This is a genomic window from Cohnella nanjingensis (assembly GCF_014212125.1).
In the GTDB taxonomy this organism is placed as follows: Bacteria; Bacillota; Bacilli; order Paenibacillales; family Paenibacillaceae; genus Cohnella; species Cohnella nanjingensis.
This window is the reverse complement of record NZ_JACJVP010000065.1, coordinates 1-23,829: the sequence shown is the minus strand read 5'-3', so window position 1 is coordinate 23,829 and position 23,829 is coordinate 1. Positions and strand designations below refer to the sequence as shown.

Sequence of the window (23,829 nt, the reverse complement as noted above, 5' to 3'; positions counted from 1 at the left end):
TACTCAAAGGGGATAATATCAATACCGCGAGGCTTCCATGTTATAGATCGGGAAAAGGTTATCCGGACCCAAGCGCATGCGTTACGTTCAGTTTATCACATTGCCGCCGCCGTTAATCGCTTGAGGAATCATTTCTTGCGCATCCGCGCACCGACACGGCTCCAGACCCGATCGATTCGAGCCTCCTCCACCGAATAGACAGTCCCCGAGTCCCGCGCGCCGCTAATGGATGTCCCATTTTCGCAGTGACGCCAGCCTGCTCTTTCCATCGGAGAACGCGGCGATCCCGAGCGAGCCGCTGCCGGGGTAGATCCGCGCGGTCATGACCTTCTCCCCGTCCTGCAGGAACACTTCCAGCGAGGAGCGGTCGACGAAGACGCGCAGCATCAGCTTGCCGTCGCGGAGCGGAATGGCCGTCTCCCGCACGCCTCCGGGCCCGATCCCCGACCGATTCCGGTCCAACGCGAACACGCCTTCCGGCTGCGAATAGCTGAGCACCGTCTCTTCTCCGCCGCCTACCCGGAGCTTCAAGCCGAACCTCGCGGCGTCCCCCGCGTCGAATACCGCCTCCAGCTCGTAGCTGTCTCCAGCCGTCTCTACGATCGTCTCCCCTTCAAGCGCCAGGTCCCTCAACTCGAATCGCTCGCCCCGATAATTCTCGATCTCTGCCACGGGCCTGAACCGAACTTGCCCGCCCAGCACGATCATCTCCCGGGGCAGCGTCATCGCGCCCGCCCACTGATGGCCCTGCTGCGTCGGCATCTCGCTCTCCCACATATCCATCCATCCGATGACGATTCGGCGGCCCCGCTCGTCGAGCGTGGATTGCGGCGCATAAAAGTCGAAGCCTTGATCCATCGGCGCGTATCCTACGGAATGGAACTCGCCGCTCCTCTCGTCCCAGCGGCCGCGCATATACAGCGTAGAGTGAAGGTTGCCGTAATCGCGCCCCTGCGGCGGCATGCGCTGGGGAGAGAACATCAAAAAGTCCGTCTCTCCGATCGAGAAGAAATCCGGGCACTCCCAGTTGTTGCCCATCTCTCCCCCGCTCTTGGCCATGATGCCGATGAAAGTCCAATCGGTCAGGTCGGCGGAGCGATACAAAAGAATTTGGCCGTTGCCTTGGCCGTCATTCGAACCGATCACGACATAATAGCTTCCATCCCGCTCGAATACCTTGGGATCGCGGAAGTCCTTCAAGCTCGCTCCCGCCGGGATCTGCGGCAAGCCGATGACGGGGTTGCCCTCGTACTTGCGGAAGAAGACGCCGTCCTCCGACACGGCCAAGTTCTGCGTCTGCCAATAGTCCTTAGAGGAATCCGGGCCTGTCACCACATGGCCGGTATACATCAAATACAGCGCCCCGTCCTTCTCGATCGCGCTGCCCGAGAAGCAGCCCCCCGAATCGTAGCTCTCGCCCGGAGCGAGCGCGATCGGCAGATACGTCCACTTAATCAAGTCGCGGCTGACGGCATGCCCCCAATGCATCGGTCCCCATGTCGGCAGGTACGGATAATGCTGATAGAACAGATGATAGTTCCCTCTATAGGGAACGAAGCCGTTCGGATCGTTCATCCATCCGAATTCGCCCATGAGATGATAGTTCAGACGATAATCCGGGCGCAGGCGAATCTTGTTCTCTTGGATGAAGCGGTCGGCGTCTAATGTCGAGTATCGAATAAAGCATCAACCTTTGCGAGTTTGTCATGAGTTCAAGCTTGCTTATTTGATCGAGCCTTGGGTAACGCCCTGAATGATGAATCGCTGCGCGAACAGATAAACGATCAGTATCGGCAGGACGATAAGCAGCACCGCAGGCAGAAATTTCTCGTAATTGGTCGAATAGGTGCTGTTGAACACTTGAATGGCCAGCGGCAGCGTTAATTGATGTTTGCCCGCATTCTGAAGAACGAGCGTCGGCAGCAGGAAGTCGTTCCATATCCATAACACGTCGAGGATTCCGATAGTCACCGACGTCGGCTTCAGAATCGGCAGGACGATCTTGAAGTACGTCTTCCAACGATTGCAGCCGTCCATCAAAGCCGCTTCCTCGAGCTCGAGCGGAACGCTCTTGATAAATCCGTGATAGATAAACACCGCCAGCGGCACCCCGAACCCGATATACATGAAGATCAGGGTCGACTGCGGCTGATCGTGGATCCACCCCAGCTTGCGCCCGTAGATGGAGACGATCGGAATCATGATCGATTGGAACGGAATGACCATCGACGACACCATCATGAAGAAGAACGAATCGTTCAGCCGCGTCTTGTTGCGGACAAAGAAATAAGCCGTCATGCCGGAGAACAACAAGATGAGAACCACGCTTGCCGACGTAATGAAGAAGGTATTCCATAGGCTTCGGAAATAGCCCATCTCCTCGATCGCCGCCTTGAAGTTGCCGAAGCGGAGAGAGGTCGGCAGCGAGCTGGGCGAATCGATGATTTGCGCGTTGGTCTTTAAAGCATTGAACAGCAGAAGCAAGAATGGAAAGAAGAAGAAGCAGAAGGAGACGGCCAGAACGGCGTAGATCCACGTTTTCTGAAGCGCCGCGCGCGTTTGCATTAAGCCTCGACCTCCAATTTCTTGCTGAAGTAAACCTGGAGAACGGTCGCGAGCGCCACGACGAAGAAGAGAACGAACGCCTCGGCTTGTCCCAATCCGTAGTCGTAGCTTCGGAATGCCTTGTCATAGACGTGCATCGAAGCCATCGTCGTGCTGCCGTACGGTCCGCCCTTCGTCAGGGAGAAGTTGACGTCATACACCATGAAGCCCCGTTGCAAGGATAGGAAGATCGTTACGATAAACGAGGGAACCATGAGCGGCAGAATCATCTTTCGCATGCGGAGCCAAGCGTTCGCTCCATCGATGGTCGAGGCCTCGATGATGTCTTTGGGCACGTTCATGAGGCCCGCCACGAAGATCACCATCATATAGCCGGCATATTGCCAAACCGATACGATGACGATCGCCCAGAAGGCTTTATGCTCATCCCCCAGCCAGGAGGTCGCGAACAACGAAGATCCGAACTTCTCTCCGAAGTTTACCGCCACGTTATGGAAGACGAACTGCCAGATGAAGCCCAGCACCAGACCCCCGATCAGGTTCGGCGTAAAGAACGCCGTGCGGAAAAAATGCTGCCCCCTTATGCCTGCCGTCACCAAGGAAGCGAGCAGGAACGCGACCCCGTTGACCAAAATGACCATGAAGAACACGTACTTGATCGTAAGCCATATCGACTGCCAGAACTTGCCGTCCTGGAATACGGCGACGTAATTATCCTTGCCGACGAACGGCATCGTGGACGAGACGCCGTCCCATTGGAAAAAGGTCATGTAAATCCCGTAAACGAATGGGACGAGGATCACCGCCAGGAAGATGAGTATGGCCGGCCCGGTGAACAGCAGCTGGTTGCCGATGCGCTTCCCCCGATGCTTCTCTGATATCATTAGGAATGCCTCCACTCTGTCGTTGTAGCACGGATACGGGAAAAATCGATGGATAAGTCCCATGGCTTACCCATCGACGACGGGTCAGACGATTACTTGGCCGTCTTCCAATAGTTCTGAATATCGGAAGCCAGTTCCGCGACGTCGCTCTTGCCGGCCAAGTACTTCTGCATCGACGCGCCAAGCACCTTCCAATGGTCGCCGGGCACGTAGTTCCCTGCGAACGCGATGGACTTGCCCGCGTCATTGTAGGCCTTGATCGAGACGGCCAGCGAATCCTTCGGCTGAAGCGTAATATTCTTGAACGCGGGGATGACGCCGACTTGGTTCACCAAGAAATCCTGGCCTTCAGCGTCGTATACGATCCATTCGAGGAACTTCTTGGCCGCGGCTTGCTGCGCCTCGGAGTTCTGCGTCTTGTCGACGATCACCTGCTTCGTCGCCCCGATCGCAATGGCCGAATTGGCCTTGTCGCCGGCCTGATTGCCGACCGGAACCGGAATGAAGCCGAATTCGCCGGTCGGATTCGATTTCTGCAGCTCCAGATACATCCAGTTACCATTGAACGTCATGGCCGCCTCGCCCTTCGCTACCGCAGCAGCGCTCTTCTCATAAGTGACGGCCAGCGGATCCTTCTTCCCCGCGTTGTACTTCTTCATGACATCGAACGTGTTCATAAGGCCCTGGAAAGCCGTATTGTCCGCGATCTTCTCCGTTCCGGCCTTCAAGCCGTTCAGATAGTTAACCACGTCGCCATCCGGCTGCGCCGCATATGCGAGAGCTAGGAAGTGATTGCCCAGAGACCAGTCCATGCTTCCGATGAGGAGCGGATTCACGCCCGTTGCCTGGATTTTGTTGAACAGCTCCTCCAGCGAAGAAGTCGTATTGATCGCAGCCGGGTCGAAGGTTCCGCCCACCGCTTTGTCGACGACCGCTTTATTGTAGATGAGGCCATAGCCTTCGATCGAGAACGGGAAGGCCAGCGTCTTGCCGGCGATCTGATTGGGCTGCGCCATATCCGCAACCCATTTCTCATTCGAGAGGTCGGCAGCCTTGTCCTGGAACTTGGAGATATCTCCCGCATCCAGCATGATCAGAGCGGGCGCCGTGCCCGATGCGTACAGCGTGGACGCCATCTCCACCGGGGATTGGCCGTCCCCCGTGCTGATGATGCTGATCGCAATGTTCGGATTCGCTTTCTTGAAGGTCGCAGCCGCGGCTTCCAGCTTGGCTTGAATATCCGCTCCCTTGGAGTTCAGGAAGGTGATCTTCACTTCTTTGGCATTCGCCGAGCTTGCCGACGCGCTCCCCCCGGAAGCGTTCTCATTGTTGCTGTTCCCGCAGGCGGCTGCAACGATAACCAAGGCAAGCGTCATCATCAAGACAAGTGCGCGATTGAACTTTTTCATTCTTTTTCCCCCATCATTCGATTATAGTGGGTCAACCATGAACCCTTGTAAAATCATGTCAATCGTTTGACATGTCAATCGTTTGACACAATCGTATCAGCATTCTATGAAAACGTCAACATTCTCGGAGAAATCGATTGGCAGGGGAAAATAAGCCGTAAATTGCGGCTTAATTGGTTTCGCGGGGCTGTGCTGCGGGAAATAAGCCGTAAAATGCGGCTTATTTCGTTTCGCGGAGCTTATCTATGCTCAGGTTGTCTCGCGTTCGATCAGCCCCACCGGAAGCACATTCTCCGTCTCGAAGGGTTCCCCGTCGATTTGCTTGCGGATCAATTCCACCGCCAGACGTCCCATATCTTCGATGGGCTGCTTGATCGTGGTGATCGCGGGGCTGACCCACGTCGCGGCATTCACGTCGTCGTAGCCGATAATCCGGATATCTTGCGGAATTTCTTTGCCCAGCTTCCGGCACCATTTAATGACGAACGACGCGATAATATCGCTTGTCGCGAAGACGCCGTCGATATCCGGATGACTTTGGAACAACGTAGCCATCAGCCGCTCGTATTCCTGCTGATCGAAGACGTTCATGTCCGTCTGCAGCGTGATGAACGTGATGCCATGGGAGCGAAGCTTGTCTTCGAAAGCCGTCGTTCGCAGATTGGACAGCATGTCCAACTGCAGGTTTCCGCAGAAATGGGCGATTTTCCGGCATCCTTTCCCGATGAGAAGCTCCGCCGCCAGTTCGCCCCCCCGGCCATTGTCGGAAGCGACGTAAGGGATGGCGTCAATCCGCCGGTCGATCGTGACTAGCGGATAGTTCAGATTACGATATTCCTGCACTTCCAGCGTATGACTGCCCATGATGATGCCGTCTACCCGGTGGCGTTTCATCATCTCGATATAATCCCGTTCCTTCGCCGGATCGAGCTGGGAATTGCAAAGCAATAGCTTGTACCCCAGCCGATAGGCGTGATACTCGATCGCATCGGTCAGCTCCCCAAAAAAGGGATGCGAGACGTTCGGTACGATCAGGCCGATCAGATTGGATTGTTTGCGCAGCAGGGAGCGGGCGATCTCGTTCGGCTGGTAGTTCAGCTCCGCCATCGTATCGTAGACTTTCCGGCGCGTTTTCTCGCTGATATATCCTCTATTGTTCAATACCCGGGACACCGTCGTCACCGATAAGCCGGCGCGTTCGGCTACGTCGTTAATCGTTGCCATATTTACCCCTTTGCCTCTACGAACGGAGGCGCATATGAATTATGGCCATTATACCATTGATTGCATCCGGCGCCGAGGCGACCGCCGCGGGATGCGGTTTTCCGCCTTAAACCCCCTCATTCCAAGCCATCGGGCCGATCGACCGGAAGGATGGCGAGCTTCGAGACTAGTGAAACCGGAATTCATTATAATTTCATCCTTTACTTTATCCCATTTTGGAATAAAGATGCTATAATGAAGACCTGAGGGAAGGAGGACATCCGATATGAACAAACAATGGAAGCTGACGGGCTCGATTTTTCTCGCCTTTCTGAAAATGGGCCCCCTCACCTTCGGCGGAGGCTATGCGCTGATTCCCGTGATCGAGCGCGAAGTCGTCGAGAAAAAGGAATGGCTGCCCCCCGAAGAGATCACCGATATTATGGCGATCGCGGGGTCGGTGCCCGGAGCGGTCGCCGCCAATTCAGCGACATTGATCGGCTATCGGATCGCCGGCATCCGCGGCGCGCTCGCCGCGCTGTTCGGCATTCTTTTTCCCGCTTTCTGTCTGATGATCGCCTTGTCCGTTTTTTACGTCCAATTCAAAGACAACGCCAAAATCCAAGCCGCCTTCACGGCGATCCGGGCCACCGTTGCCGCTCTGATCGTCTATGCCGCCGTCCGAATCGGCCGGACTTCGGTCGTCGACTTCGCTACCGGCGCGATCGCCGCCGTCGGACTGCTGCTGCTGTTCACCCGACTCCATCCGATGCTGGTCATCGTCTTCGGCGCAGTCGCCGGCATCGCCGCCGTTATGCTTCGCGACCGCTTCGGCAAGCCGACCAAACCGTTGGACGAGACGCCCGTCTATGACTATATGATATAATCTGGAAGAACGGAGAAGCCCGATGCTGATAAACTTGTTCGCAACCTTTTTTCTGGCGGGCCTCGTCTCGTTCGGCGGCGGATATGCGATGATTCCGCTTCTTCAGCGGGAGGTCGTCGTTCGGCACCTGTGGATGAGCGCAGACCGGTTCTCCGACATCGTCGCGGTCGCCGGCATGTCTCCCGGTCCGATCGCGACGAACATCGCAGTGGCTGTCGGCTACCAAGAGAAGGGCCTGACCGGCTCCGCCGTCGCCGCGCTGGCGATCGTTCTTCCTTCGCTTGTTCTGATTCTGGCCGCCGGCCGGATGTTCTCCCGCTTGCAGCGTCACCGGATGGCCAAGGCGGCCTTTTACGGTCTTCGGCCCGCCGTCTTCGGCCTAATCGTCTTTGCGGCCGTCTCGTTTGCCGGGCAAGCCGGCTTGCTTGACGGCTTCTCCGCCTTTGCGGAAAGCCAGATGCTGATCTTCGCCGGATCGTTGTGCGCCCTGATCTTCCTGCACAAGCATCCGTTCTCTGTTCTTATCCTATCGGGATTGGTCGGCATCGCGCTTTACAGCTAAGCTTGAGCCGCCCAGCGCCCGTCTTCCAGAGGTGTACACCCCGTGAACCAGAATCTACCGTTAAGCCCTTGCTGCTCCGCAAGCAGGCTGTCGGAGCAACGCGACAGTATCCCGGCGCTCCAGCCGCAGCCCGCTTCCCCCGCGTTTGCCGGGACGTCCCGGCCCGCGTCGACGGAAAATATGGTTTATCTCCCCGGCGGGACGTTTACGATGGGGTCGAATTCGGCGGAGGGCTACCCTGCCGACGGCGAAGGACCGGCCCGGACCGTCCGCGTCGATCCCTTTCGGATCTCCGCCTATGCGGTGACGAACGCGCAGTTCAAAGCGTTTGCGGATGAGACCGGGTACGTCACCGAGGCCGAGCGGTTCGGATGGTCTTTCGTGTTCCATTTGTTCGTCCCCGAATCGGCGAAGCTGCTAGCGGATCCGGCGCCGAGCGCGACGCCTTGGTGGTTCGCGGTGAACGGCGCCTGCTGGTTCCGACCGGAGGGGCCGGGTACCGGCATCGCGGACCGGATGGACCACCCTGTCGTCCATGTCTCTTGGCACGACGCCGCCGCCTACTGCCGGTGGACCGGGCAGCGGCTGCCGACCGAGGCGGAATGGGAATACGCGGCCAGAGGCGGGCTGGAAGGCAGGACCTACCCTTGGGGAGACCTGTTGAAGCCGGAGGGTGCGCACCGGTGCAACATCTGGCAGGGCAAGTTCCCCGTCAAGAACAACGCTGCCGACGGGTACGCCGGCACGGCTCCCGTCGACGCCTACGCGCCCAACGGTTACAGCTTGTACAATATGGTCGGCAACGTATGGGAATGGTGCGCGGATTGGTTTTCCCCCGCCTATCATGCGTCGACGGGCCGGGCGAATCCGAGATTCGCCCGGCCCACGGGCGTCCGATCGATGCGGGGCGGCTCCTATTTGTGCCACCGCTCCTACTGCAACCGATATCGGGTCGCCGCCAGAAGCTCGAACACCCCGGACAGCTCCACCGGCAATTGCGGCTTCCGCGTCGCGGAATCGCTGAAATAGATCGCGTGACCCATGGGAAAGGGAGAGTCGCATGACGACGTTTAAAATGATGTTGAAAGTAGCGTTGGCAGCGCTCCTCCTCTTCGGCATAAACGGATGGATCAATTTCGCGCTGATGAAGCCGATCGAGGGCGGCGCGGAGCCGTTTCAAGTATTTCGCCGTCATCTGGACGATGCCGCATTCATCCTTCTTTTTGTTTTTGTAGCGGTCGTCTTTTGGGCGATGTTTATCGTTCTCCCCCGGGAGCGAGGTTATCTCTATCTGGGGACGATCTCTTTACTAACTTCTCTGCAACTCTTCTGGGACTGGGAAGATAAAACGTTATTGTTCGGCTTTTTCCCGGACATTCCCCATGGCTCGCTGGCCATCAAGAGCCTCATTACTTTTCTGATCTTCTCCTACGTTGCTTCTTACTTAAAAACCGCGAATAAACCGCTCACGCGCGCACTCATCTGGGCTGGCGGAATGCTTTGGGCGGCGATTCTGTCGGCCCTGATCTTCTCCGCGGACGAAATTGTATTCCACATCCTTGAGGGATTGTTCCTGATTCATGTTTTCTTAAACATGTCGCTCTGTATTTCGCAATTCCTATCCTTGCTGCGCCGGGAGGAGCATCGGGAAGAATTCCGGCGGATTGCGGCCGGATTCTTCTTGTTCTCGCTCGTCCTTCTGCCTGATCCGGTGAAAGATGTATTGGAAGCCGTAATGGGGCGCAACATCGGGTATCGCATGGCGTACTGGGAAGAATGTCTGGAGGATACGTTCCCTTGGGCGCTGCTTGCGCTTTTGATCGTATTCGGGGTCGTTTTTTTCCGCAGGTTTATCCAAACGATGAAAGAAATCAAGACCGTCTCCGATGAGCTGCGGTCGAAGAATGCCTCTTTGGAGTTGGAGGTGGATACGCGGCAACGGTTGGACCAACTGTTGTCCGTGCTGCTGCGGACCTATCGGGTCGCCGATTTGGAGCAAAGCGTTGTCCGGGAAGGACAACGCTTTTTCAAGCCGAACGACTTTGCTTTGGTGAAGTACGATACTGCCAGCGGCGCTGTCGGTTTCGAAGGAATCGACGGTCCTTCCTCTCGGGAAAGGGACATCGGCGAAACGCTGCGGTCCAGGAGCAATCGGACGATTTCGGGAGAGGCGATCTTGACTCCCCGGGTGGTGCTGGGGGCTGCAGGAGGCACGGACGAGACGAGGCTTTTTCTGGCGGTATATGCTGCGGAAGGCGATCCGATCTCGCTGGAGGAACGGGATAAGTTCGCGCTATTGCTCATGTCGAAATACGTATCGATTTTTTACGAATATTTTCAATTGCTGGAGAGCCGATTAAAGGAAATGGAGCAAAAGCAAGCGGAGCGTGCCCCATGGCTTTCGAAGCTGTTTATGCAGATCGCGGAGAAAGAGCGGAAAAGGCTGGCCTCCGATCTTCATGATGAAGCGCTGCAAGAATTGCTTCATATCCGTCGATTATTGGATCGTACGCCGGCCGAACGATGGATGCAAGAAGACAAGGAGCAAATCCGTCTCGCGGTGGATAACGCCGAATTTGTGATCCGGGAAACTTGCCATGAATTGATACCGCCGTTCCTGTCCGAACACGGCGTGCTGCAAGCGGTTTCCCATTTGGTGGAGAAGACCCGGCTGCGGGCGGATTTCCAACTGGATTTTCGCGCCTTGCCGATAACCGCGCCGCTGAGCGACGAGCAAACGACGGCGATTTATCGGATCGTGCAAGAACTGATTAACAATGCGGTGAAGCATTCGGATGCGGGCCGGGTGACCTTGGAGATCGGACAGGAGGAGTGGGTTTTGCATATCCGATATGCGGATGACGGCAAAGGCATGGAGACCGACGTCGCGTTGTCTTCCAGCCGGCTTGGCATAAGAGGCATTTCGGAACGGGTTCTCATGCTCGGAGGGGATATCTCCATGCAGTCGGCGCTCGGTCAAGGGACCAAGGTGCGTTGTTCTTTACCGATCTAGCAGGCAAGGACAAGCACCTGCGGGGATTCAATCCCGGCGTCATGCGTCCAGAACCAACCACTTCGACTCGATCCCCTTCATGACGGCCTCTTGTCGCGAGGATGCCCCCAGTTTTTCGAACAAACGAGAGATCATATATTCGACATTGCGCTGGCTCATAAAAAGCCGATCCGCGATGTCTTTATTTTTATGTCCTTGCGCGATCAGCTTCAAGACTTCAACTTCTTTAACCGTTAAGGTCCGATTCGGGCCGCCGGCATCCGGGATAGGGTCGGAATAGCGGCTTTCTTTGGTTCTCAGCCGCCTGGCGAGATGAACGGGAAGAACGGTTAAGTGCTGCATGGCCAAATGAAGGCTGCCGATAAATTCAGGCTCGCCGAGCGACTTCTCCAAAATGCCGACAACTCCGATGTCGATCAGCCTGTCGTAATGCTCCGATAGGTCCTCGCCAGTCAAAATGACAACGATCGCTTCCGGATGGCGCTCCAGCGTTGCTTCGGTCAATTCGAAGCCGTTCATGCCCGGCAGCTTCAGATCGTACACGTACAGATCGAACAAACACGATTCCAGCCTCGCGATGGCTTCCGCGCCGCTTGCTGCAGTCGTCACTCGGAAGCCATGCTTCTCCAGGATGATGGCGGTGCCGGCCATAAATGTCCGATGATCGTCTACCAATAGGATATGTTTCATATCGAATTCCCCCGAGATCGTGCATGAGAATCATCATTACTTTACCACATCCGCTATCACGGGGGCACCGAAGGAGGGAACGGCCGGGATCATTCTTGCGCGACCGAAAGAAGGTTTGCGCGGTTGCGCCCCGTTCTTTCGGTGATCTTATTTAATTGCCGTGTTACCGTAAAACATGAGATCGATAAAGGGGGGCTAAAATGGAGAAACGGTTACTTTATCTGGATCGGTTAAAAGTATTTCTGACGGTGCTTGTGGTCTTTCATCACACAGCCATTACGTATGGAGGAGCAGGAAGCTGGTATTATTATGAGCATCAGGACAATATTGCAGTCAACGCGCTGCTATCAACTTTCACCGCCGTTAACCAATCGTTTTTTATGGGGTTGTTTTTCTTTATATCCGGTTATGTTACGCCCGCTTCTTATGATCGACAAGGCGGTTTCCGATTCCTGAAGTCGCGCCTGATCCGGTTTGGCATCCCGATTCTTTTCTTCATGCTGGTCATTGCTCCTCTTCTTGGGTACGTAGCTTCCGGCTACAAGGGTTCGCTGGGCGCGTTTATACGGGAGCAGACCGTCCGTCATCCGTTTCAAGGCGTTCGCGAATTTGCGGTTGGGCCGTTGTGGTATTTGGAGGCGCTGCTGTTGTTCTTCGCGGCGTATGCCGTATTTCGTGCCCTGACCGCGGGCAAACGCCGCGGCAAACCTTTGGCGCTGACGCCGAGCTTGATGGCCATGTACGTTGGAATCGTCGCATTGGCAAACTTTATTGTACGTTTGGCATACCCCGTCGGAACGGAATGGATCCATCTGCAATTGGGCTATTTCCCGGCCTATATCGGCTTGTTTATGGCCGGCATTGCGGCCTATCGCGCGAATTGGCTGCGGCAGCTCAACGAGAACGCTGCCCGGAAGTGGAAGTGGACGTTCCTTGCGCTGATCCTCGTAATGTCCGCGGGGATGGCGCTCGGCGGCGCAATGGAAGGCGACATTTCGGCGTTCATGGGGGGAATGAACTGGCAATCCGCTTTCTACGCGTTGATCGATCCGCTCATGGGCTTGGGGATCTCTTACGTATTGCTGGTATGGTTTCGCGAACGTTGGAACGGCGCGGCAACGAAGCTTAGCGGCTGGCTTTCCGCCAATGCGTTTCTCGTTTATATCCTTCATGCGCTGTTTGTGACCTATGTGTCCTTTGCGCTTCGCGATTTGGCTTGGCATCCGATCGCGAAGTTCATCATGTCGGGTTGTACCGCCGTCATTCTCTCCTTTCTTGTGGCATCATTCATCCGACGGATCAAAGACGCCACTAAGAAAACAAAAAAGTTTTCCGGAACCGTCGATTCTATCGATTCCAGTACGTTGTAAGAGCAGAGTCCGAGTTCAACAGTAGACCAATCATTCTCAATTGATGTATTCGAATGGTAAGAATTCTAAAATGAAAGAGGGATTGAAAATGGGAAGAATCACCGCATCGATCTATTTATCTTTGGACGGAATCATGGAGGAGCCGGGGCTTTGGCATATGCCGTATTGGGATGATGAAATGGCCAATTTCCAACGCGAAGTGTTCTATCCGAGCGACGCGCTTCTTCTGGGCCGAGTTACTTACGAAGGTTTTGCCGCAGCATGGCCCAAGATGAAGGGGGAGGGCGCCGACGAGATGAATGGAATGCCCAAGTATGTGGCCACCGCCACGCTGGAAGAACCTCAATGGAACGCCAGTTTCATCAAAAGCAATATTGTAGAAGAAGTGACTAGACTTAAGCGGGAAACGGATCATCAATTTCTGATCTATGGTAGCGGTCAATTGATTCGCAGCTTGATGGAGCATAACCTTATCGATGAGTATCACTTTATGGTTCATCCGGTCGTATTGGGTAAGGGCAAACGACTCTTTAAGGAACAAGATAAGAGAGGATTGAAGCTGGCAGGCGTGAAGACAACGACAAAAGGCGTGGCCATTTTATCCTATCAAGCCTCGGAATGAGTCGACTAAGAAGTTCAAGGCGAGTGTCGCAACGCGCCGTGAGCTTGCGGAACCTGAGGATTAGAGGTTTTCCGTCCAAAACGTGAATGCGATCGCGAGAGATACAAGACCTTCTTGCATCGCTTTCGCGGTGTGGCCTCAAAGTAATTGAACCACTATGCCGCGTATCATCGTTTCTTGGACGGAACAACCTCGTTGTCTGGCCTTACTCGGGCCTCACACGGGTAGAGACTCTCGAGGCCATGCCTTGCCTCCTGCTCCAAGCGGTGCCATGACCTCGAGCGCGTATATGGACGTGGGACGCAGCGTATATCCGCGCCTCCATTCGTCCGCCGCCACGGCTCGCGTCGTACAGACGATATGCGCGGGATCGAATACGGAATTGATGTCGTCGAAGCGGTCCGCCGTAATCTCATACAGCCGCGTCTCTTCGGATGTCTCGAAGGCCGGCATGTTCAGGACGGCCTTCACTTCCTGCAGGCTGCGATTCACGATAAAGACGGTAACGACGGTCTGCGTTTCGTTCGTACAGGCCGCGACGTCCAGATCCGGAAGGGCGTCCAGTCCGACGGACGTCGGCTTCGAAGCTTGAACGGAGAAGGCGCCGCACCGGACGTCGACGGGCAGCAGCCGCCGGATGTCCCGGTTCGCATACAACTTCAGCACTTCATAGGTCGGCGTGCCGTAGACCTCCAGCGACCTGCCGCTCCACCCGGCTTCTTTGCCGCGATACTCGGGAGAGGAAGAGCTCCGCCTCGTACTCCCGCCAGTTGTGGCTGACCAGCTCCAAGCGCGCCCGACCGAGCAGCTCCTCCGTCTGCCGGTCCACCGCTTCGATATACAGATAGCGAAACTCGATGGATGCCCGCGCCACCAGCTTGACCGTATACCCCATCGGTCCCTTCAGCGCCGCCCGCTGCGCGACGCCGGCATACGCCTCGTCGTCGCTCTGGATTCGGATGCGCTGCGCGCGGCCCGAATGCTTGGGCGCCGGCGCTTCCAGCGCATATTCGGTATTCCTCCCGTTCGTATAGGGGATCCAGCTGCCCGATACCGCCCGCTTCGTCTCGGATTCGCTCTCGAAGTCCATGTCCTTCAACGGATAAGCGAGCATCGCTTCCATATGGTCCCGTATGTCCTCTACGAAATGCCCGAACAGGTAAGGGTTGATCGTATGCTCGCTTGTTCGGCCGCAGTCTATCGTAATCGTCGCGTTCATTCGCCAAGTCACCCTCCTAACCTTTAATCGAGCCAATCATGACGCCTTTCACGAAGTGCCGTTGCACAAACGGATACATGATCAATACCGGGAGACTGGAGACGATGATCACCGCGTACTTGATGCTCTCGGCGAGCAGCAGCTTATCCTCCAGTCCGACGTTGCTGTCCACGGCGTCGGCTTGGCTGATCATCAAGATCTCGCGCAGCACGAGTTGGAGCGGATACAGCGATTCGTTGCGAATATAGATGAGCGCGTTAAAGAACGAATTCCAATGGCCCACCGCGTAGAACAAGACCATGACCGCCAGGATGGGTTTGGACAGCGGCAGAATGACGTTCGGCAGCAGCCGCCAATTGATTGCGATACCCCAACCATATTTTACCGTTATGCATGATGTTGGCATAAGCATCCAACGTCACATTTTTCGGCAGGAGCCATACTTCCCCGTTCAACACCATCGTCGGATCGCTGATCGACGCGCTCACGACGAACAGCACCTTGTTCCGCCGCCTCGCCGAGCCCCGTCAATCGTCGATTCACGCTGACGATCGTATCTAAGGATAGCGCATGGGAGGACGGGACCTTCGGATGGATAGACGTATCCGTTCTGCTGATCCAGCACGTACAGCATGCTATCCGCGGTCGACCTCGCGCGGTATGTCTTCTGGATGAATTCATAATTCATATCCACCATCACGATGCCGACGGTCTCATGATCGTAACGAATCTCGCGCCCGATCGTGATGGCATCCATCCCCGCTGCCGGCTTGAAATAGGCATGCCGCGAACCGTTGCGCAGCATGTAATCCATCATCGGCGTCTTCAGGACGTTGCGGTCCAGCCAAGGACCTCCGGCAAAAAATACTTTCCCGTTCAGACCGACGACCGCGATCCGCGAGATATAGGGCTTGTAACTAATCAGAGCCGATAGAAATTCCGTAATCCGCTTCTGATCTTGAAACCATTCATAGCTGACCTCTTCATGCGGACTGAGTAGGGTATCGATCACCGTATTCTTGTTCGTCACGACAACCGTGTTCAACCGATCGATCTCCTCGAGCATCATATTGAGGGATTCATCCGCCTGCCGGATGCTGTCCGACACCGACGTAACCGCGTTATGCTTGATCGTCTCGCGCATGTTCATGTAGACGATGCCGGTCACGGAGACGATGGCCAGAAGGGTGATCGCGCCGAACGCGAGAAATATTTTCCCTTGAAAGCTCCATTTGGGCGAAATCCAATTCAAAAGGGGGTTATGCTTCATAGCACGCTCTCCTTATCGATCCCTAAGAAGCAGAATGACGCAGGCGCTTTCTAAATTCGGACGCGCTTAGGACGAATCGCTTTTGGATGTCCGAACGGTTAGCGGGGGGATTTTAAAATAAATTTTGAAAGCCCTGGTGAAGGAGTAAAGGTTCGGATAGCCCAGCGACAAGGCAATCTCCGTAATCGTCGCATCCGACTCTCGCAGCAGCCGCATAGCCTTCTCCATGCGGATCTTCTGAAGGTATTTCAGCGGAGGCATTCCGACCTGATCGGCGAATACGTGAGTCAGATAGGAGCGGTGTACGCCCGCAAATGCGGCAACTTGTTGTACGGTTATTCCTTCCGTAGCGTGCAGCTCCATAAAATCCATGCATTCGCGAATCCAACCGGCAGGCTCCGACGCGGGAGAAGACGCCGTATCCGGGAGAAGTCCGGCCAGGAGCCCGCAGACGAGGCCTTGCAGCTCCAGCGATACGGACGGCTTCCACCGTTCGACATCCGCCAAAGCTTGAATCGCGCGCCGGATCGATTCCTCTACGCGGGAGGTGATCCTTCGTTGAACATACGGTCTCTCCGGCGTCAGCCCCGCCAACGCCAATAATGGCTTGATCCTGTCGCCGTCTAGCGCTAACCAGCTCATCCGAAGCGGCGAATCCGAGGGGATCATGGAATAGTAGTAGGTGCGGCCGGGAAAGAGGCAGAACACGTCGTCTTTCTCCAAATCCACGCGTTTGCCGTCGTACGCCAACCGGACCCTCCCCTCCTGCACGAAGTGCAGGCTGTAGCATTCGATCCTCTTCGGTCCTACCTTGTAATTGGGTTTAGCCGTGCTGCGCCCTGCCCGAACCGGCCACATTTGCCCTTCTTTGTCCAGCGGTCCCGGCGTATAGTAGATGAATTCCGCATACTCGTACTCGTATTCCTGCAGCATGCCGCACCTCTTATGTCAGTTTCATTTCGCTCAATATCCAACAAAATGACAACCACTTGGTCACATATGGCTATTTTTAAAATAGCGCCAATTCAATATTATCATATATGGAGGGGATACGATTTGTCGAGGATACCTAACATTTTGCTAATCACAAGCGATCAGCAGCATTGGAATACCATCGGGGCTTTTCAATCCGAGATCGCCACGCCGAACTTGGACCGCCTGGTCCGGCAAGGAACGACGTTCAACCGGGCTTATTGCCCGAACCCCACCTGTACGCCCAGCAGGGCTTCCATCCTTACGGGGATGTATCCGAGTCAGCATGGCGCATGGACTTTGGGCACGAAGCTGCTGGAAGACCGCCATACCGTAGGACAAAGCTTCCAGGAAGCGGGATACCGGACCGCGCTGGTCGGCAAAGCGCATTTCCAGCCCTTGAAGTCTACGGATGCGTACGAGTCGCTTGAGGCTTACCCGATCCTTCAAGATTTAGACTTCTGGAGACAGTTTCACGGTCCGTTTTACGGATTCGACCATGTCGAGCTCGCGCGCAACCATACGAACGAAGCCCATGTCGGACAGCATTACGCTATCTGGCTAGAGGAGCAAGGTTGCGCCGATTGGCGGCAGTACTTCCTGCCTCCGACGGGAACGATGGATCCCTCCATGACGTACAAATGGCCGATTCCGGAGAAGTATCATTACAACGCCTGGATTGCGGAGCGAACGAATGCCCGATTGGAAGCGTTCAAGAACGGGAACGACAACTTCTTCCTATGGGCCAGCTTCTTCGATCCGCATCCGGAGTACCTGGCGCCAGAACCATGGGATACGATGTATGATCCGGACGAATTGACGATTCCCGCCCTCGTCCCGGGCGAGCACGGCGCGAATCCGCCGCATTTCGGGTTGACCCAGGAGGAGAATCCGGATTTCGCCCACCTTGCCGAGACGGGATTCGGCATCCATGGCTACCGTTCCCATCATTACTACGAATACGGCTTGAGGAACCGCTTGACGGAAGAGGACAAGAAGAAGCTGGTCGCCGTGTATTACGGCATGATCAGCCTGATGGACAAGTATATCGGCCAGATTCTCGACAAGCTGGATGAACTGGGATTGGCGGAGGACACCCTCGTCGTCTTTACGACGGATCACGGGCATTTCTTCGGCCAGCACGGTCTTCAGGCAAAGGGAGGATTTCATTACGAGGATCTGATCAAGCTGCCGTTCATCGTCAGATACCCGGGCCGGGTTCCGGCAGCCAAGCGTTCGGATGACATCCAATCGCTGGTCGATCTTGCGCCTACCTTCCTCTCCTTCTGCGACATTCCGATTCCGCCCGCCATGACGGGCATCGACCAGAAGGAAGTGTGGCTGGGCATCCAGGAGAAAGCAAGGCAGCACGCCATCTGCGAATTCAGACACGAACCTACGACGATCCATCAGAAGACTTATGTGGACGAACGCTTCAAGATCACCGTCTATTACAATCAATCCTATGGCGAACTCTTCGATCTGCAAGAGGATCCCGGCGAACTGCGCAACTTGTGGAGCGAACCGGGGTACGAGCGCCTGAAGACGGAGCTGTTGCTCAAATATGTATGGGCGGAGCTTGGCAAGGAACCGATTCCGATGCCCAGAATTCATCATGCCTAGCCGATCCATTGAAGATCGCCCGAGGCTCAAAGTCATGATCGGCTCGGGCGAAACGGAGCACTAGAGGTGGTATCGATGAGGCCCATGCGCGTTTGCATGGGCCCGTCATCGGATACAGCTTCGCGAGTATACGTATGATTTGGCGACTTTAAGGAACAATAGCTCGAACTGGGGCAGGCTCAGCCCGCAGATCCTATTCCAGCAAAAAAGATCCCTGAATGGCGGCTAAGCCATTCAAGGATCCTGTTGATGATGAAAGGTGGTGCGGTCGAGAGGACTCGAACCTCCACGGTATTGCTACCACTGGAACCTGAATCCAGCGCGTCTGCCAATTCCGCCACGACCGCAAATGAGAAGTAATTGAAAGGATTCGCGGCTTGGCCTCTCGGCGTCGTCCGTGTCTTACCGTCGCAATCACGAGACTTATCATAGCACGGCCGCCGAACCGAAGTCAAGCCGCTTCCGAAAGTTCAAATTTTCAGTTAATCGTCCGCCGCAGCTTCGATCGCCGCGTCATCCAGTATCGGACGGGGCTCTGTCACCGGCAGGATGCGATAGCTGCGGTCCAGCTTCACGACGCGGCGGTTCGGCCGGCGGATGAGGACGGTCGTCTCGTCCCATGCCACCACGATGCCGGTGACGTCGTTAATCTCCAGCGCGTCGCGTACGACGCGGACTTTGGTGCCCTCTACCCTGTACTTGTCCAACTGCGCTTCGCTCGTCATCGCGCCATGCGCCTCCTTCGATCATGATCTCTTCCTCGCAGACAGGAAGACCCGCCCAAGACGTCGGTCTCGGCGGGTCCATGCGCTTCCGATGCATGCGGGTCAGCCCACGTGCTCCTTCGATTCGTTCGTCTCGTACCAGTAGTCCAGCACTTTGCTGGACATGACGCGGTTGCGGACGTATTCGGCTTGGCGTTCGGTGAAGTGCTCCGCCCAAGGCAGCTCCAGCTCTTCGGACAGCTTGACGATGGTCAGCAGCTCGGACCAAGCCACGTACCGTTTATACCAGAAAAATTGCGGATGTTCGATCATATAGGGGTAAAGATCGTCAAACTCCGTGTGCTTGCAGTCGAGCGCGCGCTCGAAATGGATTTTGGCTTGCTCCAGCTTATCGGCAAAAAACGATCGCGACAGTTCTACGTCTCCCATTGCTTGCTCGCCTCCTTCTGCAACTTACTCCAATTATAAATCATCGAACAGGTCGTGGGAAAGAGCGAATGCGCCATCCATCGCTTGGAATCATTTCCTTTGCCGCTCAATCCTCGGCGAACGTAATCTCGTTGCCTTCGAGCGAAGCGATCTTGACGAGCGATTCCACTTGGAAGCCCAGCTCGCGCAGCGCCTTGCCGCCGGCCTGGAACGACTTCTCGAGCACGATGCCGATGCCCTCCAAGCGCGCCCCCGACTGCTCGATGATCTTGAGCAGGCCCCGAGCCGCGTCTCCGTTCGCGATGATGTCGTCGATGAACAGGACGGAATCTTCGGGCCCGAGCAGGTGTCGCGACACGAGCAGATCGGTCACGATGCCTTTGGTGAAGGAAGGCACCCGTTCGCAGTAGGCGTCGGGTTCGTTCAGCAGCGTCTTCTTGCGGCGGGCGAACACGAGCGGCACGCCCAGCGTCAGCGCCGTCGCGAAGGCGACCGGGATGCCCGACGATTCGATCGTGATCACCTTGGTGATCGGCCGCTCCGCGAAGCGTCTCGCGAATTCCTTGCCCAGCTCCATCGTCAATACCGGGTCGACGCCGTGATTAAGCAGCGAGTCGAGCTTCAGGACGCCCGCGCTCACGACGGTCGCCTCTTCGCGGATCCTTTGTTTGAGCATGTCCATGGCGTTCTCTCCGTCCATTCTTTTCCGTTTAAATTACCATATCCGCTACTTTCGCGCAATATCACATGGACCGGTCCGTTTGAACCATGCCTTCGGAATCAACCCGAGGCCGAAGGCCTGCCAATAGTACGGAATTCATGGAAAACAAGCGCAGCATCGAAACTTTTGGGTAAGAAGACTTGTCCTATTAAGTAGTAGGACTTGCGGGGAAGCGGCAGGACGAGCAGAGAAGCATAAAAGCAGGACGAGCTGATTCGTGGCAGAATGCGCTGATACGCAGCAGGGCGGCTGATAAGCGGCAGCACGAGCAGGGAATCGGCACAACGTGCGGAGAAGCAGAAAAATGCAGGACGGGCTGAATAGTGGCAGGATGTGCTGATTCGAAGCAGGCCGGGCTGATAAGCGGCGGCAGGTGCAGGGAATCGGCACAACGTGCGGAGAAGCAGAAAAATGCAGGACGGGCTGAATAGTGGCAGGATGTGCTGATTCGAAGCAGGCCGGGCTGATAAGCGGCAGCAGGTGCAGGAAGGGGGCGGGACGATGAGGAGTAAGCCAAGTCAAAACGGAATCGCCGTCTTCCCGGAAGCGGCGATTCGTTATCGGAGACGTATCCGCAATGAACGGGTGAAACTTATCCGATCTGACATGTGGACCAAAGGCATCCTGTGGGCGGCCGTAATCGGGCTGGCCCTTCAGTTGGCCGGCTGCGGCGCGAGCACGCCGAACGACGCCGCGCCGCAGCCGTCGGACCGGCCGTCCACGGCCGCGACCGACAGCCCCGCTCCCGCCCCTTCCGCCCCGTCGCCAACTCCGGAAGATGCCGGCAAAGCTCGGAACCACGCTCCGGATGGCCGGGCTTCCTCGGAGACCGATGTCGGAGCGTCCGGTACCGCGTCCTCCACGGGCGGCATCGCGTCCCCCGCCGGTGGCAGCGCTCAGCCGCCTGCGGAGAACGCGGTTGTCTTCGATGCGGAGCATCCGGCGCTCGGCGGCATCGCCTTGGGCATCGCCGAAGCCGACGTGAGCGCCAAGCTGGGCGCGCCCGGCTCCCGATATGCGCTGCCGGACGGCGATTCCCAAATCGGGATGAACGAATACGAAGGCATGACCGTAGGTTTTGACCCGGACGGCAAGGCCGTCTACGTCGAAATCTCCACGGAAGCGTCGCCCTCCGGCATTCAGGGCTTGTCGATCGGGATGAACGCCGGGGAAGCCGCGAGGCTGCTCAGCGTGGAGAAGCCCTCCGGCTCCAACGTCATCGCCGCTCGGGTGAGCGGTGGTTTGCTGAAGCTGGATCTCGATCCCCGCAGTCAAGACGTGCTGTCGATCAAGCTGATTGGCGACGGCAAATAAAACGCAGGCTTTATCGCGCGCATGTTCATGGCTCGCCACGGCGAGCCTTTTTAGTTTATACGAAAATAAAAGGAACAGGCACAGGCACTACAGTCAAGTTCGTTAGTCGATTTTATCGACTATCGCCTGCCCTCAGGTGCCACCGTCAGGCTCGTTAGTCGATTATTTCGACTATCACCTGTCCTCAAGTGCCAATATCAGGCTCGTTAGTCGACTTTTTCGACTATCGCCTGTCCTCAGGTGCCAATATCAAGCTCGTTAGTCGATTTTTTCGACTATCGCCTGTCCCCAGGTGCCATCGTTAAGCTTACTGCCGCCGCTCCCCACCTATGCTCCGGCCGGCTTCATGCGATAGCGGCGCGAACGGCGACGGAGCGCCAATCGTCCGGCATCGCTTGTCATGCCTCGCGCGGTTCCCGAATACCATGTGAAGAGGGTATTGGACAAGAGTCCGGGGGAGGTTCCGCTTCGCATGAGAAAATGGGGCTTGAGCTTGCAAGTCGCCTTCACCTTTATCGGAACCGTCGTCGGCGCAGGCTTCGCTACCGGCCGGGAAGTGCTGCAGTTCTTCACCCGGTTCGGGCATTGGGGCGCGCTGCTGATCGCGACGTCGACTTTGCTGTTCGTCTGGCTCGGGGCCAAGATGATGCTGCGCGCGGCGGAGATGCGGGCGCGCTCCTATGAAGATATGAACAAGCATCTGTTCGGAGACAGGCTCGGCGTCTGGGTCAGCCATCTCATGCTGGTCGTCCTGCTGGGCGTGAACGCGGTCATGCTGGCCGGGGCGGGCAGCCTCTTCTCCGAACATCTGAATCTCGGGTACGAGAGCGGCTTGCTGATCACCATGTTCGCTTGCTTCCTGCTGCTGCGCAAAGGCATGAACGCCATCCTTACGGTCAACTCCCTCGTGGTGCCGCTCATGCTGCTATTCACGACCGTGCTCGTGATCGATACGCTGAACGGGCCGGGCGCGGGACGATGGCTCACGATCGAGACCGACGTCTCCCCATGGGCCGCCTGGTTGTCGCCGTTCCTGTACGCCGCGTTCAATCTGTCGATGGCCCAGGCGGTGCTCGTGCCGCTCGGCGCCAAGATCGGCGACCCGGTCACTCTCCGCCGCGGCGCCTGGCTCGGCGGCATCGGGATCGGCGCGATGCTGCTCGCCGGCCATCTGACGCTGTCCTCCCGCATGCCCGGCGTCCAGCAGTTCGAGATTCCGATGGGCGGCATCGCCCGGGAGCTGGGACCTTGGATTCATTGGATCTTCGTCTTCCTGATCTTCATGGAGATCTTCACGACGCTCGTCGCCGATATCTACGGCTTGACGCTGCAGCTCCAGGAGCGCATTAAGATCCCCATCAGCCTGCTCACCGTCGCGGTGCTGCTCTTCTGCTTCGCGGCCGGCCAGTTCGGCTTCGGTCCGCTCCTCTCGATCCTGTATCCGATGTTCGGCATGCTGAGCCTCGGCTGGCTCCTGCTCATGGGGCGAGACGCCTCCCACCTCCGGCAGGGCAAACCGCCCTCCGCCCCGCCCGGCGACTCCGACGCGGCCTAAGACGGCGCTGCGGCGGCCCGCTCGGGAAGCCGAAGGATGCGGGCGTTTGGCAAGCCGGCAGCCACGGCCTCGGCCACGTGCGCATGGCAGGTGAAGAGCACCGTCTGCCTGTCTTGCGAGACCTCTCCGATCACTTGCACGCATTGCCCGAGCCGGGCCGCGTCGAAGTGAACGAACAAGTCGTCGAGCAGCAGCGGCAGCGGGCGCGCTGGCGACGTCGCCGCCGCCAGCGCGAGACGCAAGGACAAGTACATCTGCTCCTGCGTGCCTCGGCTCAGGAACGCGCTGTCGATCATCCGGCGCTCCGGCGTCTCGGCGAGCAGCGTCGCCGTCTCGCCGGGCGCGACGATCCGGACGTAGGCGCCGCCGGTCATCGCGGCGAAGTAGCGGGACGCGGCGCGCAGCACCTCCGGCTGGCGCTCTTCCTCGAACGACCGCTTGGTCCGGCGGATCAGCTCCGCTGTCAACGCCAGCATCGCATAGCGATCCATCAGGCGATCCAGTTCGCTGCGGTACTCCTCCAGCGCATGGACCCGGCCCTCCAGCTCGGCCTCCCGGCGCAGCCGCTCCAGCTCTTGGGCGAGTCTGCCCCGCCGATCCAACCCTTCCGCGCGCTGCGATTCCCGTTCGGCCAGCATCTCCTGCGCGCGCTCGCGCATCAGTCCGAGCGCCGCTTCGTCATGCCTGGCGAGCAGCGCGGGCAGCTCGGCGGGACCGGCCTCGTCGCGGCCCGCCTCGAGCCGCAGCTCCGCCTCGCGGCGCGCGCGCAGCAGCGCGCGGCGCCGCTCGTCGAGACG

The 23,829-nt window shown here is 57.1% G+C and carries 24 protein-coding genes and 1 tRNA gene; 9 read left to right on the top strand and 16 right to left on the bottom strand.

The annotated features are described in order from the left end of the window. Nucleotides 1-222 precede the first annotated feature (222 nt). The 5 genes from H7C19_RS31465 to H7C19_RS31445 form a co-directional block, all read right to left on the bottom strand. Complete coding sequence (locus H7C19_RS31465) at nucleotides 223-1,626, bottom strand: glycoside hydrolase family 32 protein (protein ID WP_281385065.1); 1,404 nt, start codon at nucleotides 1,624-1,626, stop codon at nucleotides 223-225. Between the two features lie 96 nt (nucleotides 1,627-1,722). Further along, nucleotides 1,723-2,565, bottom strand: a complete 843-nt coding sequence (locus H7C19_RS31460; RefSeq protein ID WP_185673043.1) for a carbohydrate ABC transporter permease — start codon at nucleotides 2,563-2,565, stop codon at nucleotides 1,723-1,725. Then, complete coding sequence (locus H7C19_RS31455; protein WP_185673042.1) at nucleotides 2,565-3,449, bottom strand: carbohydrate ABC transporter permease; 885 nt, start codon at nucleotides 3,447-3,449, stop codon at nucleotides 2,565-2,567. The genes H7C19_RS31460 and H7C19_RS31455 overlap by 1 nt, the downstream gene beginning before the upstream one ends. Nucleotides 3,450-3,541: 92 nt before the next feature. Next, nucleotides 3,542-4,825 carry an ABC transporter substrate-binding protein gene (locus H7C19_RS31450; RefSeq protein WP_246470138.1) on the bottom strand — a complete coding sequence of 428 codons (1,284 nt, stop codon included), beginning with the start codon at nucleotides 4,823-4,825 and terminating at the stop codon, nucleotides 3,542-3,544. 282 nt (nucleotides 4,826-5,107) lie between these two features. Further along, a complete protein-coding gene (locus H7C19_RS31445; RefSeq protein WP_185673040.1) occupies nucleotides 5,108-6,082 on the bottom strand; it encodes a LacI family DNA-binding transcriptional regulator in 975 nt (324 codons plus the stop codon). Nucleotides 6,083-6,347: 265 nt separating this feature from the next. On the opposite strand from H7C19_RS31445, the gene H7C19_RS31440 reads away from it, so the two are divergent. The 4 genes from H7C19_RS31440 to H7C19_RS31425 are packed head-to-tail and all read left to right on the top strand — an operon-like array spanning nucleotide 6,348 to nucleotide 10,522. Next, nucleotides 6,348-6,947, top strand: coding sequence for a chromate transporter (locus H7C19_RS31440; protein ID WP_185673039.1), 600 nt, complete (start codon nucleotides 6,348-6,350; stop codon nucleotides 6,945-6,947). A 22-nt stretch (nucleotides 6,948-6,969) separates the two neighbouring features. Then, the gene (locus H7C19_RS31435; RefSeq protein WP_185673038.1) at nucleotides 6,970-7,509 is read left to right on the top strand and encodes a chromate transporter; all 540 of its coding nucleotides are present in this window, start codon (nucleotides 6,970-6,972) and stop codon (nucleotides 7,507-7,509) included. Nucleotides 7,510-7,551: 42 nt separating this feature from the next. Beyond that, nucleotides 7,552-8,538: a formylglycine-generating enzyme family protein gene (locus H7C19_RS31430; protein WP_313732049.1), complete on the top strand. Its 987-nt coding sequence runs from the start codon at nucleotides 7,552-7,554 to the stop codon at nucleotides 8,536-8,538. A gap of 31 nt (nucleotides 8,539-8,569) precedes the next feature. After that, nucleotides 8,570-10,522 (top strand): ATP-binding protein, encoded by a 1,953-nt coding sequence (locus H7C19_RS31425; protein WP_185673037.1) that lies wholly within the window; start codon nucleotides 8,570-8,572, stop codon nucleotides 10,520-10,522. A gap of 39 nt (nucleotides 10,523-10,561) precedes the next feature. On the opposite strand, the gene H7C19_RS31420 is transcribed toward H7C19_RS31425, so the two are convergent. Continuing rightward, nucleotides 10,562-11,212: a response regulator transcription factor gene (locus H7C19_RS31420; RefSeq protein WP_185673036.1), complete on the bottom strand. Its 651-nt coding sequence runs from the start codon at nucleotides 11,210-11,212 to the stop codon at nucleotides 10,562-10,564. Nucleotides 11,213-11,412: 200 nt separating this feature from the next. Between H7C19_RS31420 and H7C19_RS31415 the strand changes: the two genes are divergently transcribed. Beyond that, nucleotides 11,413-12,582 (top strand): acyltransferase family protein, encoded by a 1,170-nt coding sequence (locus tag H7C19_RS31415; RefSeq protein WP_185673035.1) that lies wholly within the window; start codon nucleotides 11,413-11,415, stop codon nucleotides 12,580-12,582. A gap of 88 nt (nucleotides 12,583-12,670) precedes the next feature. Beyond that, complete coding sequence (locus tag H7C19_RS31410) at nucleotides 12,671-13,204, top strand: dihydrofolate reductase family protein (RefSeq protein ID WP_185673034.1); 534 nt, start codon at nucleotides 12,671-12,673, stop codon at nucleotides 13,202-13,204. A gap of 216 nt (nucleotides 13,205-13,420) precedes the next feature. On the opposite strand, the gene H7C19_RS35095 is transcribed toward H7C19_RS31410, so the two are convergent. From H7C19_RS35095 to H7C19_RS31390, 5 genes are all read right to left on the bottom strand, one after another. After that, nucleotides 13,421-13,870: a hypothetical protein gene (locus H7C19_RS35095; protein ID WP_313732048.1), complete on the bottom strand. Its 450-nt coding sequence runs from the start codon at nucleotides 13,868-13,870 to the stop codon at nucleotides 13,421-13,423. A gap of 1 nt (nucleotide 13,871) precedes the next feature. Further along, the gene (locus H7C19_RS35090) at nucleotides 13,872-14,423 is read right to left on the bottom strand and encodes a hypothetical protein (RefSeq protein ID WP_246470136.1); all 552 of its coding nucleotides are present in this window, start codon (nucleotides 14,421-14,423) and stop codon (nucleotides 13,872-13,874) included. Between the two features lie 16 nt (nucleotides 14,424-14,439). After that, nucleotides 14,440-14,829, bottom strand: a complete 390-nt coding sequence (locus H7C19_RS31400) for an ABC transporter permease family protein (protein ID WP_246470134.1) — start codon at nucleotides 14,827-14,829, stop codon at nucleotides 14,440-14,442. 78 nt (nucleotides 14,830-14,907) lie between these two features. Beyond that, the gene (locus tag H7C19_RS31395) at nucleotides 14,908-15,693 is read right to left on the bottom strand and encodes a cache domain-containing protein (RefSeq protein WP_246470132.1); all 786 of its coding nucleotides are present in this window, start codon (nucleotides 15,691-15,693) and stop codon (nucleotides 14,908-14,910) included. A 66-nt stretch (nucleotides 15,694-15,759) separates the two neighbouring features. Continuing rightward, nucleotides 15,760-16,623: an AraC family transcriptional regulator gene (locus H7C19_RS31390; RefSeq protein ID WP_185673045.1), complete on the bottom strand. Its 864-nt coding sequence runs from the start codon at nucleotides 16,621-16,623 to the stop codon at nucleotides 15,760-15,762. Nucleotides 16,624-16,749: 126 nt separating this feature from the next. Between H7C19_RS31390 and H7C19_RS31385 the strand changes: the two genes are divergently transcribed. Continuing rightward, complete coding sequence (locus tag H7C19_RS31385) at nucleotides 16,750-18,288, top strand: sulfatase family protein (protein ID WP_185673033.1); 1,539 nt, start codon at nucleotides 16,750-16,752, stop codon at nucleotides 18,286-18,288. Nucleotides 18,289-18,548: 260 nt separating this feature from the next. Here the strand turns inward: H7C19_RS31385 and H7C19_RS31380 are convergent. The 4 genes from H7C19_RS31380 to H7C19_RS31365 all read right to left on the bottom strand — a co-directional run bounded on the left by H7C19_RS31380 (nucleotide 18,549) and on the right by H7C19_RS31365 (nucleotide 20,124). Continuing rightward, nucleotides 18,549-18,635: transfer RNA gene (locus H7C19_RS31380), tRNA-Leu, on the bottom strand. Between the two features lie 135 nt (nucleotides 18,636-18,770). Further along, nucleotides 18,771-19,013 carry a hypothetical protein gene (locus H7C19_RS31375; protein ID WP_185673032.1) on the bottom strand — a complete coding sequence of 81 codons (243 nt, stop codon included), beginning with the start codon at nucleotides 19,011-19,013 and terminating at the stop codon, nucleotides 18,771-18,773. A 102-nt stretch (nucleotides 19,014-19,115) separates the two neighbouring features. Further along, nucleotides 19,116-19,442 (bottom strand): hypothetical protein, encoded by a 327-nt coding sequence (locus H7C19_RS31370; RefSeq protein WP_185673031.1) that lies wholly within the window; start codon nucleotides 19,440-19,442, stop codon nucleotides 19,116-19,118. 106 nt (nucleotides 19,443-19,548) lie between these two features. After that, nucleotides 19,549-20,124 (bottom strand): xanthine phosphoribosyltransferase, encoded by a 576-nt coding sequence (locus H7C19_RS31365; RefSeq protein WP_185673030.1) that lies wholly within the window; start codon nucleotides 20,122-20,124, stop codon nucleotides 19,549-19,551. A 540-nt stretch (nucleotides 20,125-20,664) separates the two neighbouring features. Between H7C19_RS31365 and H7C19_RS31360 the strand changes: the two genes are divergently transcribed. Both H7C19_RS31360 and H7C19_RS31355 read left to right on the top strand, forming a co-directional pair. Further along, entirely contained in the window at nucleotides 20,665-21,477 is an 813-nt protein-coding gene (locus H7C19_RS31360) for a hypothetical protein (protein WP_185673029.1), read from the top strand. Nucleotides 21,478-21,949: 472 nt separating this feature from the next. Continuing rightward, nucleotides 21,950-23,032 (top strand): YkvI family membrane protein, encoded by a 1,083-nt coding sequence (locus tag H7C19_RS31355; protein WP_185673028.1) that lies wholly within the window; start codon nucleotides 21,950-21,952, stop codon nucleotides 23,030-23,032. Here the strand turns inward: H7C19_RS31355 and H7C19_RS31350 are convergent. After that, nucleotides 23,029-23,829: ATP-binding protein (locus H7C19_RS31350; RefSeq protein WP_376775464.1), on the bottom strand; the 801-nt coding region annotated here is incomplete at its 5' end. The two genes, H7C19_RS31355 and H7C19_RS31350, sit on opposite strands and share 4 nt — an antisense overlap.